Genomic DNA, 20,483 nt, shown 5'->3' on the forward strand with positions numbered 1-20,483 from the left:
AAACATTAAATCTTTAAATCTCTAAAATAAATAAATATAACTCTTGCTTTAAATCTATTGAATCTTTAACTCCCAAACAATATCTTCAATTCAGTAAAAACTAAAAATCTATATATGGGGAATACACTTTCATCTTACCACAATATTTTTTAATTACAAGTAAAAAAGAATTACAAAATACTTAAATCGTTAAAAACCTCTTGTTTGCCCTTTATAAGGAGCTTCTTGTCCTGAAATATACTCATCAACTCCAGGTCCACCAAGCTTTCTAAGTCTATATATGCCATACATATAGCTGATTGTTAGTATAGATATCAAAAGCGGAAAGCCTAATAAAGTATTTACCCATACAAATTGATTAACATTTCCAGTTAAATAGATGGTTGTTTCTAAAGTGGTTCTAAATATAAAATATAAAAGCCATAAATAGGTTACTTCTTTATAAGCCGGTCTAACATCATCTCTCCAAAACCATTCAAGAGGCCAGCCTCTTGTGAGGTGTGAAAGATATGCAGCCATTGGTTTTTTAATGATCAATGAAAAAATAGCAATTATAACAGATAATCCACTACCTATGATATCTGGAATAAAATAGGTTACTGGATTTTGATTCAAATATGAGAATAATGCAGCAATAGAAACTGCAATCACACCAAAAAACGCATATTTCTTTTCTTCTTTTTTATATACTCTAAACCCTAAAATAATTAAAGCTAGAGAAACGGAAAAAATAAGCGCTACTTCTAAACCAAAAATACCTAAAGCAATCGCAAATAAGATCGGTGGTATAAGTGTATCTAGTGTCCTACCTTTTAAGACAAGTATGAGTTCTTCATATACTTCTTTTAATAATCTTTTCATTTTTGATTTAATTTTTTAACAAGTGTATCTTTTTGATAACCCAGGAAAAAATCTAACCAATTATCATGACTTCTAAATAAAGCAATGAGTACATATATACTAACTGAAAAGAAACCAAGAAGCATAACAGATATAATCCACAAAATAGAATGAACCTTTTTTTCTTCTCTAAAATATATCCACATAGAAAATATGATGAATCCTACATAAAGATCCACAAGTGAAACAATCCCCCAAGGATTGTTTAAAATGATTGATCCATCATCAAAGAAACTTCCATTGATAAATCCATTTAATAAAGCAATCGTCATCGCTAGTGCTCCAACGCCTGATATTATTTTTGCAATTTTCATTTTATATACCTTCTTTTACTATATTTTTTAGTTTTTTTATCTCTTCTATTTTATCATCTTTAACTTTATATATACCTCTAGAGACTCTCTCAAAATATCCATCATAGTTCTTTTGTAAAATTGAGGAAGTCTTTAGAATTTGTGTATCTTCTTTTATTTCTTTAGGTGATGCACTCTCATGATTGATTAGATAAATTGCTATGTCTATAACTTGTTCTTTATATCGTGTAATCCTCTTATCTCTTGTTCCACCTGTATTTTTACTATATTTTCGTAAATTGAATTCTTTTAAAGTTTGTTGTTTTCTTTTTTTATATCGTGCTCTCGATTTTTCCATGTTATATATAGAAGCTTCTAATACAACTTGTGCAACATCATCATCAACAAAAATTAAACCTATCTCTAATCTTTTTAATAAATAAACAAGATTTTTATATGCAGCAGATCTCATTTTTATAGATGACCTAGGTATAGCGATATAAACTTGATCGACTATCTTTTGTCGGTCAATAGCCTGATAAATTAATTTAATTGATAACTTAGTCTTTAATTCAACCGCACATAAAAAATCATCTTTAGCTCCCAAGATATCTATATCTTTTATTTCAGCTTTAACTTTAAAGCCCTGTGATATTAATAATGTTTTGACTGGTAAATAAAGATCTGTTTCTTTCATAGGGTTTCCTTATAAGTTGATTTCTAGACTCACTGGGCAGTGATCACTGCCCTCTATATCATTTAAAATTTCTGAATCTTTAACTTTATCCATTAGTCTTTGACTGACTACATAATAGTCAATTCTCCATCCTACATTTTTTTGTCTGGATTGAAATATATAACTCCACCAACTATATTTCACTGTTTCTGGATAGAGTGTTCTAAATGTATCTACAAAGCCATTTTCTAGAAGTTTAGAAAACTTATCTCTCTCTTCATCAGTGAATCCAGGATTTCTAGTGTTTGAGTTAGGATGCTTTAAATCAATAGGCATATGTGCTACATTTAAATCACCTGTATAAATGACTGGTTTATCTTGATCTAGTTTGACAAGATAGTCTCTCATCTGATCTTCAAAATCCATACGTTCATCTAATCTTAATAGTTCTCGCTTTGAATTTGGGACATAACATGTCACAAAATAAAAATCATCAAATACTAAAGTGATTACTCTACCTTCATGATTATATCCACTTCCATTGATACCATAAATTACTTCAATAGGTTTTATTTTCGTATAAACTGCTGTTCCTGAATATCCTTTTTTATCTGCATCATTCCAATACTCATAATACCCATCAAAGTTCCACTCTTTTTGAGATTCTTGCATTTTTGTTTCTTGAATAGAAAAGATATCCGCGTCAATAGTTTTAAAAAATTCTTCAAATCCTTTTTTCATAACTGCTCTAAATCCATTAACATTCCAATTGACTAATTTCATAAAATCATCCCCTAGTTAACTATATATTGTTTTCTTATACTCCATTTTAGCACATCTTTATCAATATTTATGCTTTGAGCCTTAAGTCTTTTACACAAAAACCTTACACATAAAAAGAAAACCCAGTTTCAATTGAAACGAGGTTAATTTTATATATTCTTATGTATCAGACTTTTTAATTATTGCGAATAGTTGATTGAGATAAAATCATTGTATGTGCTTCATCTTCAACTTTTATCATATCATTCAAAATAATATCATCATTCGAAAACGTTAAATCGTTAATTCCATTTTGTAGAGCAATACTATAATAGGGTTGGCTATCATATCTAGAATGATAAAAGTTTAGAAATAAAACTGGTGTTTCATCATTGATTTGATAAATCCCCTCATTAACTAGATCTATATTAATATGAATTGAATCATCAATTTTTGTAGAGGTATTGATTTGAGCATATAACCCATGATATGTTGTAACAACCGTAAATGGTATCTGCATTTCAGACTGCGCAATACCTAATTTAATATTTTCATAATCATATATGCCATCATTTCCACTGATATACGCAGTAATTTGATATCTTACACCAGGTGATAAGTTGTCAAAATGAACATTATCAATGATTAACCAATCATTATCATTAAACATTGTTGGTAAGACTTCTACTGTTTCTTCTGTTACAAAATAATTATTCATAAATACGACAGATAAAACAAATTTAACTGATGTAATGATTCGCTCTGTATCATGTGCCAATAGTTTTGCACCCGCTTGATGATATGGATCGCTATCATCTGTTGGTAAATAGAGATCATAATCATCAATTTCAGATCTAGATTCAATAGCTTTTATTCTATATTTAAAACCAGCGGAATTTGTTTCTTCATGTTCCATGTGCACAGGTGAAAAAGCTGCATAACAGCCCATTTCTAATGTCACATATGCTTCTGGATTATTCTCATCATATATAAGATCTAAGGAGTAATCTGTTTGTGGTGAAAATCTAATTTGCCCAAGTGAATGAAAAGGTCGATGTTCTTTATTTTCATATCCAAAGACAAAATAATATTCATATCTAGACTGATAGTCTATGATTTCATAATGAAAATTAATCTTTCTTTGAACAACATCAAAAAATATATCAGTGATTTCTACTTCAAAGTATGGATCTGCATATGAAAGCATTTCATACTCAAAACCATATGCATCAAAATCACTTGTTGTTGAATCAACAATTTCTGAATCATCATCATTTTGTGAAGGATTACCAGAATCTATTAAACTACCACTATTTTTTGTGCAACCAATCATAAATCCAAGCACACTCATAAAGAGGAAAACTCCCATTATTCTTCTCATTTTTTTAACTCCTGTGATGTTTTATCATAATAATATAGAAATTGTAGTCTATGCATGATTGTTTGATATAATTATATCACTTTTTTATTGTATAGTATTGAAATTTTATGATAAATTATTTCAAATATTAATGATATCTTTTTAATCACCATGATATAATATGAATTATAAAGGATGTGATGATATGAAATATGTAAAATGGTATCACGTTTTAGTTTTTACTCTTTTATTTTTAATTTTCATGATTTTCATTCTTCCAGAAGAATCTAATAAATCTCTATCTTATGGTATTGCTGAAAGTCCCGATACTTCTATTTTTTATACAAGTGAGACTTTATATAGACTTGCAGATGAATATGGAGCATCAGGAAGAGAGTTTTATGTGACACAAAGATTTACATTTGATTTAATTTGGCCTATAGTCTATGGTTTATTCTTGGTTTCAACAATAGGATTTTTAACTTATAGAATAAATGATCCAAAATATAAATACTTCGTTTATATGCCTGTTGTTTCAGTCATCTTTGATTACCTCGAAAATATCACGACTTCAATTACAATGCATAGATATCCTCTACTCACACCATTTATATCTGATATGGCAGGATTTATGACTTTGTTTAAATGGAGTATCCTTAGTTTATCTATGATTTCACTTATATTTTTATTGTCTATATATCTTTATAATGTACTTAAAACTAAAAGAAGAAAGGTTACAATATGAATGCTTATGAGCAATTATTAGAAGCAAGAGATTATATCCAATCTAAAACAAAACTTCAACCTAAAATCGGAATGATTTTAGGATCAGGTCTTGGCAGTTTAGTCGATAAAATGACTAAAGTTGTTAATATCAAATTTGAAGACATCCCTCATTTTAAATCAACAAAGGCGGAAGGTCATCAAGGGATCGTATCTATAGGATACTTAAAAAAAGTATGTGTTGTTGTTTTAAAAGGTAGATATCATTATTATGAAGGCCACACTTTAAGTGATGTGATTTTCCCTGTAAGAGTGATGAAACTCTTAGGTGTGGAAAAACTCATCATCACAAATTCATGTGGCGCAGTTAACACATCTTTTAGACCAGGTGAATTAATGTTGATTACAGATCACATCAATTTAACAGCTAATAATCCCTTAATTGGAGATAATATCGATGAATTAGGTCCTAGATTTCCTGATGCTTCAGAAATCTATACAAAAGATTTAAGAGTTATAGCTCTAGACCAAGCACAAAAACTAGATATCAAACTTAACGAAGGCGTTTATGCCTGGTGGACAGGCCCATCATATGAAACACCGGCTGAAATCAAAATGATTAGAACGCTTGGTGCAGATGCAGTAGGTATGTCTACTGTTCCTGAAAGTCTTGCAGCATCTCATATGAATATGGAAGTTTTAGGGATATCATGTTTAACAAATATGGCATCAGGTATATTAGGACAAAAGCTATCCCATCAAGAGGTTTTAGATGTTGCTAGTCAAGTTAATGAATCATTTTCAAAACTTATAACAAATATTATTAAAAAAATATAAAAAAATGTTGTGATTAATATATCACAACATTTTTTTTATTTATGACTAATTTTTAATTTAATTTCAAATTCTGTATATTCATTGAGCTTTGAGTCACATGTAATCCTTGCATCATTATGCTCACAAATAGATTGTGCAATTGAAAGTCCTAGGCCAAAGCTATTTGACGTATAAACTCTAGATTTATCTGTTTTATAAAATCGATCAAATATTCTATCAAGATCTTTAGGATCAATACCTGTACCTGTATTTTTAATGGACAGATAAGTATGTTTGTTTTTTTCATAAACATTTAAATTAATATGCCCTTTTTTGGGGGTGTATTTAATCGCATTATCTAATAAAATCATAATAAGCTGATGAAACTCTTCTGAGTTGAATTCAGTTTTTTTATCTGTCTTAATATCATAGATAAGTTCAACTTCTTTTTCAAAAGCCAAAGCTTCCATACCTAACATAATGGATTCTACTGCTTCTGAGACATCAACACTTGATTTAGCCATATTGATTTGATCTGTTTCAGATACACTTGCTAAATATAATAAATCATGTGTAAGTTTAGTCATTCTTGTAACTTCACTTTTAATATATTTAAGCCATTTTGAATTCTTTTGTTCTGCTAAAAGAATATCAACATTTGTATTCATAATAGTTAAAGGTGTTTTAAGTTCATGAGATGCATCTGAAATAAATTGTTTTTGTTTATCAAATGATTCTTTAACTGGTTGAACAGCTTTTCTTGTTAAAAACCAAGATATTAGTGCAGTTAATCCAGTACTTATTACAAAGATAACAATATATCTAATTAATGAACTATCAAGAATTCCTTGTTCATTAGTTGTATCTAAGAATGCTATTTTAGTTCCATCAGGTGTTTCAACGCTCTTATAACTCCAAGTTATTTCATCTAATTGGAAATCTCCATGATTATCATCAACAAGCTCATAAGCTGAATCTATAAAATCTAAATCAGTTGTAAATTGAGCATCATAAGTTAATTCATTAGTCACTGGATCAATAAAAACTACAAATGATACAGTACGCTCTAGATTAAACGGATCAAGTCCAGGAGGTCTCAAGGGGTCAACAGGTTCATCTACAACACTAAATTCTAATATCTTATCAAGATCATCTTGTATTCTAGCATTTATATCTACATAAGATAGAGTATACAAGGTTCCTAGAACTATAAATAAAAATGAAGATATAATCACTACATTTAAGATTAACATACGTTTTATGAGTTTTTTAAACATGTTCTTCTACCTCTAGGCCATATCCAACGTTTCTAGTCGTTTTAATTTTTACTTTTTTAGAAATAAAACTTAATTTTTTTCTTAAAAAAGAAACATAGACCTCAACATTATTATCCATTGCTTCTGTATCATAGCCCCACAGTTTAGTAATAATATGTTCTTTTGAGGTTAATGTGTTTTTTCTTGATACTAAAAGATCTAATAACTCATATTCTAAATGTGTTAGTTTAATACGTTTACTACCATTAAAGATTTCAAGTCTATCCTTATCAAATGAAACATCTCCAATCATTACGATTGAACTTTCAAATGGTTTATCTTTTCTTCTCATCAAAGCTCTAAGTCTAGCGAGTAATTCCTCATTAGCAAACGGTTTTGCTAGGTAATCATCAGCACCTAAATCAAGTCCTTGAACTTTATCATAAATTTGTGTTTTAGCTGTGAGCATTAAAATGCTCACATCATTTTTTTCTTGTCTAATTCTTCTTAATATTTCAAATCCATCAATGGATGGTAACATAACATCTAAAATAACAAGATCATATATATTACTTTGGATACCATAATATCCATCAAGTCCATCATAAACAGCATCTACAGTATAATGATTCTTCTTTAATAGGAAAGCTATTGCTTCGCTCAAATGCTTTTCGTCTTCTATAATTAACACTCTCATACGCGCATATCCTCCTTGCTATCCTTATTCTATATCACCAACCTTAATTTATCCTTAAAAAACTTTTTTTTATTTTTAAGTATCCTTTAAGGTTCATATTCTATAATGAAGTCACAAAGGAAGTGATCTCATGAATTTAACAACATTCAACAGATTCGAAAAAAAATATATCGTCTCTGAATCTACATTTACAAATTTAATAAAAGAATTTAAGCCTTACTTAGATAAAGATGATCACCTAGATTTTTTCTCTTATTATACCATATACAACATTTACTATGATACTGCACAAGATGAGATTATTAAACAATCCGTATCTAAACCTGAATTTAAACAAAAATTAAGATTACGTGGCTATTCAGGAAACAAAGATAACGATTTAGTTTACTTAGAGTTAAAAAAGAAACTTCATGGTTATGTCAATAAACGTCGAACTCTTATTTCCAAAGAAGACGCAGATCAATTGATTTACAATAAAATCAAACCTGATCCTCAACCTTATCATAATGCACAAGTGATTAATGAACTTTATTATTATGTATTAGGTAAACAACTCATTCCAAGAATCGCAATCTTTTATGATCGAGTTGCCTATTATGATAAAAACAATCATGACATTAGAATTACATTTGATAGACACATTACATCCAGACGTCATGATATCTCATTAAATAGAAATAATGACGATATCGATTTAATTGCTTCTGATCAATATCTTATGGAAATAAAAACAAGTTCAAGTATACCTCTATGGTTAACAACAATTTTAACAAAACACAAATTATACAGTAGTAGTTTTTCTAAATATGGTTCAGAATTCTACGACTATCTAATCACAAAAAGAAAGGGTGATGAAAAATGTTTGAATCCTTATTCGACATATCAAGTACGTCAATCACTTTAATTGACACAGTAGTTATGATTATATTTGGTCTTATTAGTGGTATCATTATAAGTTTCACATATATGCATACATACAGAGATCAAAATTATAATAGCAATTTTGCACTTACAATGGTTTTACTACCTTTGGTTGTATCTCTATTGATCATGCTAATCGGTAGCGACATAGCAGCAGCATTTAGTCTTGCGGGTGCATTTAGCATCATTAGATTTAGAAGTGCCCCGGGAGAACCTAAAGATATCGCATATGTATTATTTGCGATGATGGCAGGACTTGCTAGTGGAGTTGGCGCAAAAGGCTATACTGTGATATTTACCATCATCTTATGTATCGTTATGTTTGCTTTATTTAAATTGAAATATGGTGAAAAAAAGAATGTTCCTAAAGAAATAAAAATCACCATTCCAGAAGACTTAAATTATACAGAAGCTTTTAAAGAAGTTTTTGAATCTCATAACATAAATTATAGTCTTTCACATTTAAAAAGTACATCATTAGGTAGTTTATATCAATTAACCTATAAGGTGCGTATGCCAGAAAAAACAGACTTAGAAAAATTAATCAATGATATTAGAGTTAGAAATTCTAATTTAAATATCAGTATTAATTTAGTAGAAAACACAGATTACTAAGGAGAATACATTATGAAAAAATACATTATATTATTTATATTACTACTAACCTTAACACTTAGCTCATGCACGAAAGATGTTGATTTAGTAGATGCACTAGATGATACGATTGACACAACAGATGTAAGCGAAGATTACAGTTCAAGTCAAATCGAAACTATTCTAGATGATGCACTATTTAGCATTACAGGCAAAGAAGTTGATTTTGATGATTATGATGATTATGAAGATGGCGACTATACAACCATTGGAATAGCAAGTGATACATTTACAATTACAGAAGGTGGCGTTTACGTATTTGATGGTATTTATAATCAAACAATTACTATCAATGCACCTGATCAAGATGTAGAGATAGTTTTAGTCAATGCTTATATATCAGTCACATCAGGTCCAGCAATCTTAATTTTAGATGCTGATGATGTTACAATCTCTGTTCCTGAAGGTACGATCAGTTATATTTCAGATACAGAAATTCATCCATTAGTCGAAGACGAAGATTATAACAGTGTAATCTATAGTTTAAGTGATATTGAATTTAACGGTACAGGTACATTAGACATTACAGCTAATTACAACAACGCTATCTATACAAAAGATGATGCTAAATTTAGTGATCTTACCTTAAAGATATCTTCTGTTGATGATGGCATCATTGGTAAAGATTATGTTGCAATTAAAGATGCAACTATAGAAATCAATGCAGATGGCGATGGTATCGCTTCTACAAAAGAAGATTCTGATGAAAAAGGGTTTGTATATATCAAATCAGGCACATTAACAATAGATGCAGGTAGTGATGCTATTCAAAGTGAAAATGATATGATCATCTATGATGGCACTTTCACATTGACCTCTGGAGATGATGGTCTACAATCAAATGATCAAATCTTAATTGGTGGTGGCACTTTTGTTCTTGATGCAACAGGTGATGCAATCAATAGTGTTAATGATTTAGTGATCTATGCTGGTGACTTTACAATTAATACAGATGATGATGCAATTCACTCTGATAACTATCTATGTATCGAAGGTGGAAATATTCTTATTGAATCTTCTTATGAAGGTTTAGAAGCATATCAAATAGATTTAAATGGTGGAACCATTAATGTTACAGCTTCAGATGATGGAATTAACGCAACAACTGGTGGTACACAAGAACATGGACCTACTTATGTTTCAACTGGTGGTCTGATTAACATCAACGGTGGAATCATTCAAGTCAATGCAGCAGGTGATGGCGTTGACGCAAATGGCACAATTACAATGACTGATGGTTACTTAATCATTTATGGACCTACGACTGATGCACAAGCTGCTATAGATTATGATGAAACCTTTACAATTTCTGGTGGATTTGTTGTAGCTTTAGGTAGTTCAGGTATGGCACTTCCAGCTACAGATGGTTCTACTCAAGCATCAATATTATACGTAGGAACACAAAGCTATAAAGCAGGAACAACTGTTTCATTAGTTGACCAAGATAATCAAGTATTGGTTTCAATAACTGCATTAAAAAGTTATGCAAGTGTTCTTATAAGTACTAAAGATATGGTATTAGATCAAACATACACTTTATCAATAGATGGTGATGATACAGAATTTACAACAGATACAATCGTTACGACTATTGGTTATACTGGTGAGATGATGCCAGGTGGAACACTTCCGCCACGTAGATAATTACAAAGATTTAATAAAAATCTTTGATAATATATTTTTCTTTTCCCCTATGAAAAATGCTAGCTCTTGTCAGGCTAGCATTTTTTAATATATTTGTTTATTTAATCAAACCATTGCCAAGTGTGCCAAAATTCAAATGATTTTGATGATATAACCGATATAATAAATCCAATAATAAATAAAATCGTTCCTATTAAAAAGCTATATTTAAATAATTTATCATAAACATCTATTTTTTTAAATTCACCGATGACAATGCTTTGTTTAACGATATATTGTTTGGTCATAGACAAAACGGTAACAAAAAATTTGTATGCTAAACTAAAGAAAAAGATTGCAAATGAGATAAAAAACAGTATATAAAATATTTTTGGAAATAATGGAATATTTGGCATAAATACTAAAGAAGATAGATTAAACATATAATACACCGCTATCCCCCATGATGCAATCATCGCACCAAGTAATACAATCACTATTCCATATGAAATAATTAATAATGGAAGTGCAACCATTGTGGTTCCCACAATGGAAAACCAACTATGCTTATCTTGTTGTTCTATTGATTTATATTCAGATACAATTGAATCTATATCCCCAATGAATCTTGATATATCTTCTTCTTTTTTCCCTAATTGAAGTTGTCTATCAAAATATTCTTGATAATCTCTGATAATATCTTCAATTTCTGATATGTTAGCTTTTTTTAATCTTTTTTCAAGATCATTTATAAATTCTTCTTTATTCATGACTTTCCTCCAAAAACATTTTTGTGGTTTCAACAAACATGATCCATTCTTCTTTTAGCATATCAAATCTTTTATGCCCTAATGTTGTTAATTGATAATACTTTCTAGCAGGTCCAGAACTTTCTTCTGATAAGTAACTTGTTACTAAACCTTCTTTATTCATTTTTCTTAAAATTGGATAAACTGTACCCGGTGAAATAGAAATACTTTTACTTATATGATCTGAAATATCATATCCATATTGATCCCTTATGTTTAACATAGAAAGCACAAAGAGTTCTAATACACCTTTTTTAAATTGAATATTCATCAAATGCCTCCTGATTACGTTTGTGATGTTTGAAAATTTTATAAAAAATAGAAAGTGTTAATCTATAAATCATAAATATACTGAAATAATATATAAAGTAGGCAAATCCATCAGTTGCTTGACTTGGCATAAGATATGCCAATATATCAGCCTTTAATAATATTTGAATGAATAGAAAAGAATTATCTAGATTTACAAAACTATTTACGATAATCACGTAGATTAAATAGATAACTGTATAGATTAAAATATATTTGATATGTTCTTTTTTAATCTCAAAGAAACTCTTTAATAATATACTTCCAAAAAATAATATGAAATGACTTGTAAATGATACTATAGTTGTATATAGTCCATTAACCAATACATATTGTTCGCCAATAAAGATAAATGCAATTAAATATCCAATTCCTGAGATAAAACTAGCAAATGCAGCAACAGGATAAAATGTTTTTATATGAAATAAAATAGTAATTCCAAAGAGAAAATACGATAATGTTGAAAACTCAATAGGTATTTTACCAATCTCAAGATTCAATCCATAAATGGTATATTCTGTAATTTTATATATTAAAAGCAAGAAAGCAATACTTAATAACAGCATTCTTTTTTTCTTCTTTTGTACCCTACTCATGAGTATGGCTGAGAGAATCGCATTCAAAGCTATTATAATTACCCAAAGATTCATCTTTTATCTCCTATATATCATATACTATTATATATTATATACTAGTTGAAAATATTTGTCAATAAAAAAACCGTTTGGTTAAATAATTTTAACCAAACGGATGGATCTATAGTGTTCTTATATATTATAAACTGGCTTAATGCATAATCTTCTTAGAATGATCGCGTTCGTAAATCTTGAAAAATATGAAAATTACAAGCAAGTAAATACCAACAATAATGATGTAATACAACCAATAGATATAATTTGCAATATCTGTGGTAGATAACATATTTTCAAGTATTTCTGCTTTAAGTAGTAAATTGATAAATAAATAAGATTGGCTATAATCTATAATAATATTCATAATACCTACATAAATTAAATAGAATACTGTATAAATAATGATGTATTTTATATCTTTGGTTTTAGCAATTGCAATATTTTTTAATAACACACTACCCAAAAGTAATATAAAATGACTGCTTAATGCTATCAGTGTTGAATAAAAACCATGAATAACAACATATTGATCACCCATAAATATAAACACTAATAAATATCCTATCCCTGAGATAAAGCTAGCAAAAGCAGCAACAGGATAAAGTTCTTTTATTTTAAATAAAACTACTACACCAAATAAAAAATATGCTAGTGTAGAAAATTCTATAGGTATTTTATCTACTTCAAGATTTATAATGTAATAACTATATTCAGCTATTTTATAGACTAATAGTATCATTGCAATACTAGGTAGTAGCTTTCTTTTAAACTTTGTACTCGTTCTACTGATAAAAAAAGCTATGACTAGTAAGATGATGACTGTTAGCAAATTATATATATTCATAACTATCTTGTATATTCAGTATGTAGCATTTGATAGATACTGAATATAGCTTCCTTTCTTTCATTTGTTATAATTCTAATAGGTACTGTGGATTTGTTTTTCATAAATAGCGCTTGACGCATATAGGAGATTTCTACCACAGTTCCTGTTTTTTACTATCAATAAGTTTATTAGCGCTTGACGCTTGATCACAAGAATATAGGAAACAGGAAACTCGTGACTAACCATCAGTACCCAAAAACTTTTAGGAGGTGGAGATATGTACCATGTCGGCATCGATATCTCTAAATTCAAACACAACTGCTTCATAGCTACGGATGCAGGAGTGAAGGTCAAAGAATTCATCTTTGACAACAACAAGTCAGGTTTCATAGAACTCAAAGATTCACTAAACTGTTTAGGCAAACCTAGTCAAATAAAAATAGGTTTCGAATCAACGGGTCACTATGGCATAAACTTGAAATCTTACCTGTCCAACCTAGGTTATACCTATGTGGAACTCAACGCTTACTTAACGCACATGTTTTCCAAGGCATTATCGTTAAGAAAGACAAAGACTGATAAGGTTGACGCTAAAGTCATTTCGAGTATGTTAGGATCTGTTGATTACGAAACACTACATACTAAATTTTACCACATGAATGACTTAAAGGAATTAGTTAGGCAGAGAAATGTTTACTTAAATAGTCGTTCTAAAGAACTAATCAAGCTAACAAATCTCTTAGATAAGACATTTCCTGAGTTTAAACCTTTTTTTAAGAACCGTTTAGGTGTCAGTGCTTTATTCATTCTAAAACGCTTTAAAACAAAGGCTCGCATCTCTAAACTAAGCTCATCTGACTATGAATTAATTAGATCAAAGACCAAAGGTAGAATAACTTATCCTAAATTCAATGGTTTGAAACAAATTGCCAAAGATTCAATTGGAATCTCATCTAAAGTCTATGATTTGCTCATTCAAACTTCCATTCATCAGTATGAATATTTAACTCAAATACTTAAATTATTGGATGATGAAATCATAGCACTTTTCAAGAAAACAAATTCTAAGTTACTCACCATTCCTGGATTAGGTATCATCACAGCAGCAACCATTTACGCTGAAGTTGGTGATTTCAAAAACTTTTCTAATCCTGCAAAGCTCGTCGCATTTGCTGGATTTGATGTGAGAATCGTTCAATCAGGGACTCAAGAGCATTATGGCAAGCTCGTTAAACACGGGTCTTCTCTACTTAGAAATGCTATATGGACTTATGCACTGCCCGCTGTAAGATTCATCCCTACAGTTAATGATTATTATCATAAAAAGAAGTCTCAGGGTAAACACCATAAAGTCATTTTATCTCACATCTGTCGTAAACTGATTCGCATGATTTACTATATTGAATATCATAACGTTTCATTTGATCACAGCATGAGTCGTTAGGGTGTAGCTACCTAAATTGACTCACATATCGTCAATTTTGACCTGTAACTAGGTCTTTTTCTGTTTATTCATTATTTTCACTTGACTTTGTATAGTTTATCTCCTATAAATTGTAGAATGTCAATATTATATACGACAAATAGACACCTGTCAAACAATAAAAATAGCCATCTGATAACTCATTTGTTGAGTTACAGATGGCTTTTGTTAAATCATTAAATATTTCTAATTGCTTTCATGCTCATTTCAAACACTTCGTCTTCTGATTTGTTTGATGTGTTAAGTATGACATATGGAATATCATATACAGCACATTGAGCTGCAATCTTTGTTACATAATCTTTTAATAAAGATCTAAAATATGATTCATTCTTATCAAAGTTTTCAATTTCTTGATCTCTACCTCTTGATAATACTCTATCTTTAAAGTTTTCCCAATCTACATCTAATATGATATAAATATCAGGTTTTTTAATTTGATTCATATATGCATGAAAGACACCATTATACATGTTCATGATTGTTGGCATTCTTTTTAGATTATGTTGAGCAAATAACCAATGCTCAACTAAATCTCTATCAACAATGAAGTTTCCTTCATATTTTTGTTGATTGAGCCAATGATTGTGAATAAAATATATTTGTAACAACATTTCAACGTCTGTTTTTTGCTCATATAGCCACTTAAGCAATGTATTGAATACTTCATCGTCTTTCTCAAACTCTTCCATTACAGGCAGGTCTAGTGCCTCTCCTAGTCGATTAACTAATGTTGATTTGCCTGAAGCAATCATTCCACCTATTGATATTTTCATCTTTTGTGTCCTCTTCATTTCTAACATTAAAAATTAATGTTTGCCTATGAAAATGATATCATCTCTGATGAGTTATTGTCAATCGTTATTTTTTACTTTAATAAAATTATGATTAATATTTTCTTGATGATTTAGATTTTGAATATTTATCATAATATTTCTTTTTTGATTTAGCTTTTTGATAAGGGGATTCATTCTTATTCTTATTTGTATCAGGTGAGTAAGATTTTTTTCTTCTGCCTGTATTACCTCTTTTTGAACCATTTTCTCTTTGAGCTTTGATAACCTTTAATTCATTTCTTGTTTGGTCAACTCTAATGGTTGTATGAAATGGTTGTTCAGTGATGACAGGTATTGTTATTTTATTTGTTTTTTCAATAGCTCTTAATAAATGTGCTTCATCTTGGGAACAAAATGACATTGCAATACCAGTTTTTTCTGCTCTACCAGTTCTACCAATTCTATGCACGTAAGTTTCTGGAGATTCTGGTAGGTCATAATTTAATACATGTGATAAATCATCTACATCAATTCCACGAGCTGCAATATCAGTTGCAACTAATACTCTTGTGCGTTTAGCTTTAAAGTTATTTAATGCTTTTTGTCTCATGTTTTGTGATTTGTTACCATGAATCGCATCAGCCTTAACACCATAAGCTAGTAATTCTTTAACTAACTTGTTTGCACCATGTTTAGTTCTTGTAAAAACTAAAACAGATTCCATCTTAGGATTAACTAGTAAGTCAATCAATAGATTTGTTTTATCTTTTTTCGTAACAAAATATAAGCTATGATCGATTTTGTCTAACATTGCTTCTGGTGGTGTGATTTCAATTCTTACTGGATTGATTAATAATTCATTTGCAAAAGATAATATTTCATGAGGTAATGTTGCTGAAAACATCATTGTTTGATGCATATCTTTAACATATGAAACTATTTTTCTAACGTCTTTGATAAAGCCCATATCTAACATATGATCTGCTTCATCTAAAACTAGATATTTAACAAATTGTAATTTAACTAACCCTTGGTTAATTAAATCTAATAATCTACCTGGTGTCGCAACTAATATGTCAACACCTTTTTTTAATGCTATTTCTTGGCTTCTTTGTGATACGCCACCATAAATAACTTCTGTTCTTAATCCCATGTGACGAGAGTAACCTCTAAAACTATCTTTAATTTGTTCAGCAAGTTCTCTTGTTGGTGCTAGAATTAAAGCTCTAATATGTTTTTTCTCATATGGTAATTGATCTTGATACAACCCTTGAATAATTGGTATTGAAAAAGCCGCTGTTTTACCTGTTCCTGTTTGTGCACTTGCTAGTACATCTTTTTGTTGTAAAAGTACAGGGATGGCTTGTTCTTGTATAGGTGAAGGTGTATCATAGCCTTCATGCTCTACTGCTTTCAATATTTCCGGGATAATTCCTAAATTTTTAAATGACATCTTTTCTCCTTATGTAACACTATTTGATAAATACAACTTAAATTATTCCATCAAAAAAAGCGTTGTGGTTAAGCTAAACAACGCTTTTAAACTTCTTTGTTAAGTTTGCGGTATGTAACTATAGCTTCTAGTCTTCTTGTATTTAGAAGCATACTAATCATATCATATTTTACGATATATTACAATTGATTCATTTCATATCAAAAACTCATTGCATAATGACAAAAAATACTTTATAATTAAATTAACTTAATAAGAATAGTTGGTGTATTTTAAATACATAACAGGGAATCAAGTTAAAAGCTTGAGCTGTCCCAGCAACCGTAATACTGACGAAATGCAAATAACCACTGCTTATGGCGGGAAGGTGCATAGTAGGATGAAGTTTAGCCGGTAGACCTACCAATATATTCGAACGAGTAACAGTCTTCTGGGATTAAAGAGTGTAGATAACTTTTTTTGTTATTTACCATGTCCCACAGGACATGGTTTTTTTATAACAAAAAAAGGAGATTAAACATGAAAAAAACCTTATTATTACTGCTTTTTGTATTTACTTTTGTTACTCTTGCTGGGTGTCAAGAAAAAGATTCATTTACACTAGAATTAACTGATTTTAATGGTGATGTGTTAGTTGATCAAACTATTTATTTTGAAGAAGATGATCAAAGAACAATTTTAGAATTGATTGAAGCTTCTGTTGATATTGATTATGATACATATGATTTTGGTGTGATGGTCAATGGAATCGAAGGATATTATCCAAGAGAATATGGTGCTAGTTATAATTACTACTATCAAATTCAAGTTGATGGTGTGGCTAGTGAAGTTGGCATATCTGAGATTAATTATGTTGATCAGATGACTCTATCTTTTGTAGAGATATCTTCTCTATTAGCTTTTGATCAAATGGTTGATGATTTCATTTATGGATTTATTAAAAATAACTTAGATAATTATTTATCAGATGCGTTTGTTGATTATATGGTTTTATCAAGTCTTAATCAACTTATTCAAAATAATTATATAGACCTTGATTTTAATGATTATTATTCTTATGATAATCTTGATTTAAAAAATGAAGTACTTGATGATATGACCATTGGTGAGTTATTAAAGGCTGGTCCTGTTTATAAAGTTGAAGGTATGAACTTAGATACTTATAAAACAAAGTTGTCTGAAACAGAAATTTCAAATCCTTATGAAGCCACTTCTTATCTTGAAGCATTATATATCGCAGGTGAGATGGATAACGTAGTCGCAGCCGATTTAATGAATCAAGAAGTCAATGATCCAGATTATACAGGTATGGCTTTAATGGCAATTGCTCCATATAGTGACCTAGAAGGTTTTGATTCATATATAGATAGCTTAGGAACTTATTTACAAACAACATTAACTGCAACAGGAGTTGAATCTTGGGGGAGTGCAAATTCAGCATCAACAGCAACAGCTATCCTGGGATTAGTCGCAAATGGCATTAATCCTCAAAGTGATGCATATATGACTGATGGTGTTGGTTTAGTTGAAGCTTTGATGTTATATGTTGATGGATATAATTTTAAATGGCAACTAGCAAGCGAGGAAGCTGACCTAGCATTTTCTACACCTCAAGCGTTTGCAGCACTTGTTGCGTATAAATTGTCCCGTGATACTTGGGGATTTGGTAGTACAAATATATTTAATTTTAGTTAAAAGATAAGGGGTGCTGAAATGAAAAAGATTATATTAAAAATTGTGTTAACTATTTCAGCACTTCTTTTAGGATATATCATCATCAATGTCATCATGGGTGATGGCAAAACTGATGGTGATGGTAGTTTTGAATTAATTATTTTAGATAGTAATCAAGACGTTGTTTATAATGAAGTCTTGTATTATGAGGAAGGTCAAACTTTTTTTGATGTTTTAAATGAAAATTTTGAACTGACATGTGCAAATAGACTTTATGAAGCTGATGATACATGTGGTTATAAGTTTACGATTATGCAATATAAGAATCATGTCGTTTTAGGTATTAAATCTGATGTTTTTGAAATCATGACAGACTGGGACAATACATTTTTAAAGATAGAGATTTATGACGGCAATGAATATGTAAGATCTACCATAGGATTTGATTATGTGAATATTGAAGAAAACAAAAAGATCCGCATTTCTGCAGATCTAGTGGAGTAAGTTATGACATTTAAACATTCAAAAACTTTAAAAGAATTAACTTTAATGGTTGTTTGTGCATCCATCCTTTTTGTTCAGCAAATTTCACTATCATTTATTCCTAATGTTCAGTTTTCTGTTTTATTAATTATTTTATATACAAAGATGCTTGGATTCAAAAAGACATCTCTAATTATTGTTGTTCATGTAGCAGCAATCAATTTATTATCACCCTTTGGACCGGTTGTTCCAACATTAATCCCTGCGATGTTTATCGCATGGATGATTGTTCCTGTGCTGCTAACAACAGTGTTTAGGAAGGTTGAAAATGTGATTTGGTTATCTATATTTGGACTACTTTATGGATTCGTGTATGGATGGGTTTATATTCCTTTTACAGTCTTTTTGCTTGATACACCATTTGTGCCATATTTGATTATGGATATACCTTTTGAGGTTTTAATGGGTATTAGTAATATGATTTCTATATTGTGGTTGTATGAGCCTTTAAAGAAGGCATTTACACAACAGTTGAATATTTTGGAAAATAGACCTGTAGAAATTTAAAAAATGATTAAAACAAAAAGCAACTTTAATTTAAGTTGCTTTTTTTATACATTCATCTGTCAATTCCAATATATAATTGAGATCTATATTTAGTTATATTATTTTATATCTAGTTCTTTTATCATATATATATGAGTATTACTCTTAAAGTATTTCTTTTGTTTCTTAGTAAACTCAGATGCTCTTATATCAATAAATCCTAATTTTTTGTATAGTTTATAGGCTAACTTATTAGAGTCAAGAACTTCTAATGTGATTTTCTTTAATCCTTTATTTTTCGCAATACTTTCTATTTCATCAAAGAGTTTAGATCCTATACCCATACTACGAAATTTACTAGCAACAACTATCCCGTGTATGTGAAGTTCGTCTTCGTTAACTTCATGCTCAAAAAATTTACCCATTTTTTGAACTCTTAATAATCTAAATAGGCCATACTTTTTGATTAATTTTATAACACTTAAACTCTCGGGTTCGCTTGTTTTTTTACCTTTATAATCAAGATGTGCAACACCTGCTATACTTTGATTGACTTTGGCTATAAGTATACCTTCATTAATTTTTTTAGGTATAGATCCAGTATCATCAATAATACTTGTGTTTATATCAATAGACTTTTTTGTATAAGGAGTCATTTTTAAATTCCATAATTCCATAGTTACATCTAGCATTTCTAAATAATCTTTTTCCTTATATACACTAATTACTACTTCCATAATATCAACCACTACCTTCTAGATATTAACAATTAATATCTACACAAATCATATCACTTGTAGACATGTTATAC

The 20,483-nt window shown here is 29.6% G+C and carries 23 protein-coding genes and 1 riboswitch; of the genes, 9 read left to right on the forward strand and 14 right to left on the reverse strand.

Going from position 1 to position 20,483, the window contains the following annotated elements; all coding sequences use genetic code 11:
* Positions 1 to 189 precede the first annotated feature (189 nt).
* From MPAN_RS07830 to MPAN_RS07850, 5 genes are all read right to left on the reverse strand, one after another.
* The gene (locus MPAN_RS07830) at positions 190 to 861 is read right to left on the reverse strand and encodes a DUF3159 domain-containing protein (RefSeq protein WP_176239291.1); all 672 of its coding nucleotides are present in this window, start codon (positions 859 to 861) and stop codon (positions 190 to 192) included.
* Positions 858 to 1,214: a DUF1475 family protein gene (locus MPAN_RS07835; RefSeq protein WP_176239292.1), complete on the reverse strand. Its 357-nt coding sequence runs from the start codon at positions 1,212 to 1,214 to the stop codon at positions 858 to 860. The genes MPAN_RS07830 and MPAN_RS07835 overlap by 4 nt, the downstream gene beginning before the upstream one ends.
* 1 nt (position 1,215) lies before the next feature.
* Positions 1,216 to 1,890: a DUF2161 family putative PD-(D/E)XK-type phosphodiesterase gene (locus tag MPAN_RS07840; protein ID WP_176239293.1), complete on the reverse strand. Its 675-nt coding sequence runs from the start codon at positions 1,888 to 1,890 to the stop codon at positions 1,216 to 1,218.
* A 9-nt stretch (positions 1,891 to 1,899) separates the two neighbouring features.
* Complete coding sequence (locus tag MPAN_RS07845) at positions 1,900 to 2,652, reverse strand: exodeoxyribonuclease III (RefSeq protein ID WP_176239294.1); 753 nt, start codon at positions 2,650 to 2,652, stop codon at positions 1,900 to 1,902.
* A gap of 175 nt (positions 2,653 to 2,827) precedes the next feature.
* Entirely contained in the window at positions 2,828 to 4,012 is a 1,185-nt protein-coding gene (locus tag MPAN_RS07850) for a hypothetical protein (RefSeq protein WP_176239295.1), read from the reverse strand.
* A gap of 184 nt (positions 4,013 to 4,196) precedes the next feature.
* Between MPAN_RS07850 and MPAN_RS07855 the strand changes: the two genes are divergently transcribed.
* Together MPAN_RS07855 and MPAN_RS07860 are read left to right on the forward strand one after the other, a co-directional pair.
* Positions 4,197 to 4,736 (forward strand): hypothetical protein, encoded by a 540-nt coding sequence (locus MPAN_RS07855; RefSeq protein ID WP_176239296.1) that lies wholly within the window; start codon positions 4,197 to 4,199, stop codon positions 4,734 to 4,736.
* Positions 4,733 to 5,551, forward strand: a complete 819-nt coding sequence (locus MPAN_RS07860; protein ID WP_176239297.1) for a purine-nucleoside phosphorylase — start codon at positions 4,733 to 4,735, stop codon at positions 5,549 to 5,551. Before MPAN_RS07855 ends, MPAN_RS07860 begins: the two co-directional genes overlap by 4 nt.
* A 35-nt stretch (positions 5,552 to 5,586) precedes the next feature.
* On the opposite strand, the gene MPAN_RS07865 is transcribed toward MPAN_RS07860, so the two are convergent.
* Both MPAN_RS07865 and MPAN_RS07870 read right to left on the reverse strand, forming a co-directional pair.
* Positions 5,587 to 6,807 (reverse strand): sensor histidine kinase, encoded by a 1,221-nt coding sequence (locus tag MPAN_RS07865; RefSeq protein ID WP_176239298.1) that lies wholly within the window; start codon positions 6,805 to 6,807, stop codon positions 5,587 to 5,589.
* A complete protein-coding gene (locus tag MPAN_RS07870; RefSeq protein ID WP_176239299.1) occupies positions 6,800 to 7,483 on the reverse strand; it encodes a response regulator transcription factor in 684 nt (227 codons plus the stop codon). Before MPAN_RS07870 ends, MPAN_RS07865 begins: the two co-directional genes overlap by 8 nt.
* Before the next feature lie 130 nt (positions 7,484 to 7,613).
* Here MPAN_RS07870 and MPAN_RS07875 point away from each other — a divergent pair, with 130 nt between their 5' ends.
* Genes MPAN_RS07875 through MPAN_RS07885 form a run of 3 tightly spaced genes read left to right on the forward strand, consistent with a single transcriptional unit; the run spans position 7,614 to position 10,702 of the window.
* Positions 7,614 to 8,387, forward strand: a complete 774-nt coding sequence (locus MPAN_RS07875) for a polyphosphate polymerase domain-containing protein (RefSeq protein ID WP_176239300.1) — start codon at positions 7,614 to 7,616, stop codon at positions 8,385 to 8,387.
* Entirely contained in the window at positions 8,342 to 9,019 is a 678-nt protein-coding gene (locus tag MPAN_RS07880) for a DUF4956 domain-containing protein (RefSeq protein ID WP_176239301.1), read from the forward strand. Before MPAN_RS07875 ends, MPAN_RS07880 begins: the two co-directional genes overlap by 46 nt.
* Positions 9,020 to 9,031: 12 nt before the next feature.
* Positions 9,032 to 10,702 carry a carbohydrate-binding domain-containing protein gene (locus tag MPAN_RS07885; RefSeq protein ID WP_176239302.1) on the forward strand — a complete coding sequence of 557 codons (1,671 nt, stop codon included), beginning with the start codon at positions 9,032 to 9,034 and terminating at the stop codon, positions 10,700 to 10,702.
* 101 nt (positions 10,703 to 10,803) lie between these two features.
* On the opposite strand, the gene MPAN_RS07890 is transcribed toward MPAN_RS07885, so the two are convergent.
* From MPAN_RS07890 to MPAN_RS07905, 4 genes are all read right to left on the reverse strand, one after another.
* Entirely contained in the window at positions 10,804 to 11,451 is a 648-nt protein-coding gene (locus MPAN_RS07890) for a DUF1700 domain-containing protein (protein ID WP_176239303.1), read from the reverse strand.
* Entirely contained in the window at positions 11,444 to 11,761 is a 318-nt protein-coding gene (locus tag MPAN_RS07895) for a PadR family transcriptional regulator (protein WP_176239304.1), read from the reverse strand. Before MPAN_RS07895 ends, MPAN_RS07890 begins: the two co-directional genes overlap by 8 nt.
* Positions 11,745 to 12,449, reverse strand: a complete 705-nt coding sequence (locus MPAN_RS07900; RefSeq protein ID WP_176239305.1) for a hypothetical protein — start codon at positions 12,447 to 12,449, stop codon at positions 11,745 to 11,747. Before MPAN_RS07900 ends, MPAN_RS07895 begins: the two co-directional genes overlap by 17 nt.
* Positions 12,450 to 12,585: 136 nt before the next feature.
* The gene (locus tag MPAN_RS07905) at positions 12,586 to 13,275 is read right to left on the reverse strand and encodes a hypothetical protein (protein WP_176239306.1); all 690 of its coding nucleotides are present in this window, start codon (positions 13,273 to 13,275) and stop codon (positions 12,586 to 12,588) included.
* A gap of 259 nt (positions 13,276 to 13,534) precedes the next feature.
* Between MPAN_RS07905 and MPAN_RS07910 the strand changes: the two genes are divergently transcribed.
* Positions 13,535 to 14,701, forward strand: a complete 1,167-nt coding sequence (locus tag MPAN_RS07910) for an IS110 family RNA-guided transposase (RefSeq protein ID WP_176239307.1) — start codon at positions 13,535 to 13,537, stop codon at positions 14,699 to 14,701.
* A 215-nt stretch (positions 14,702 to 14,916) separates the two neighbouring features.
* Here the strand turns inward: MPAN_RS07910 and MPAN_RS07915 are convergent, their stop codons facing one another.
* Positions 14,917 to 15,516, reverse strand: a complete 600-nt coding sequence (locus MPAN_RS07915; RefSeq protein ID WP_176239308.1) for a deoxynucleoside kinase — start codon at positions 15,514 to 15,516, stop codon at positions 14,917 to 14,919.
* Between the two features lie 112 nt (positions 15,517 to 15,628).
* Positions 15,629 to 16,969: a DEAD/DEAH box helicase gene (locus MPAN_RS07920; RefSeq protein WP_176239309.1), complete on the reverse strand. Its 1,341-nt coding sequence runs from the start codon at positions 16,967 to 16,969 to the stop codon at positions 15,629 to 15,631.
* A 245-nt stretch (positions 16,970 to 17,214) separates the two neighbouring features.
* Positions 17,215 to 17,390, forward strand: a riboswitch (cobalamin riboswitch).
* A 98-nt stretch (positions 17,391 to 17,488) separates the two neighbouring features.
* On the opposite strand from MPAN_RS07920, the gene MPAN_RS07925 reads away from it, so the two are divergent.
* Genes MPAN_RS07925 through MPAN_RS07935 form a run of 3 tightly spaced genes read left to right on the forward strand, consistent with a single transcriptional unit; the run spans position 17,489 to position 19,693 of the window.
* Positions 17,489 to 18,664, forward strand: coding sequence for a hypothetical protein (locus tag MPAN_RS07925; protein WP_176239310.1), 1,176 nt, complete (start codon positions 17,489 to 17,491; stop codon positions 18,662 to 18,664).
* An 18-nt stretch (positions 18,665 to 18,682) separates the two neighbouring features.
* Entirely contained in the window at positions 18,683 to 19,147 is a 465-nt protein-coding gene (locus MPAN_RS07930) for a hypothetical protein (protein ID WP_176239311.1), read from the forward strand.
* A gap of 3 nt (positions 19,148 to 19,150) precedes the next feature.
* Positions 19,151 to 19,693, forward strand: a complete 543-nt coding sequence (locus tag MPAN_RS07935) for a hypothetical protein (RefSeq protein ID WP_176239312.1) — start codon at positions 19,151 to 19,153, stop codon at positions 19,691 to 19,693.
* Positions 19,694 to 19,791: 98 nt separating this feature from the next.
* On the opposite strand, the gene MPAN_RS07940 is transcribed toward MPAN_RS07935, so the two are convergent.
* Positions 19,792 to 20,409, reverse strand: a complete 618-nt coding sequence (locus tag MPAN_RS07940) for a GNAT family N-acetyltransferase (protein ID WP_176239313.1) — start codon at positions 20,407 to 20,409, stop codon at positions 19,792 to 19,794.
* Positions 20,410 to 20,483: the final 74 nt, after the last annotated feature.

The organism is Mariniplasma anaerobium, assembly GCF_016865445.1.
Classification (GTDB): domain Bacteria; phylum Bacillota_I; class Bacilli_A; order Acholeplasmatales; family Acholeplasmataceae; genus Mariniplasma; species Mariniplasma anaerobium.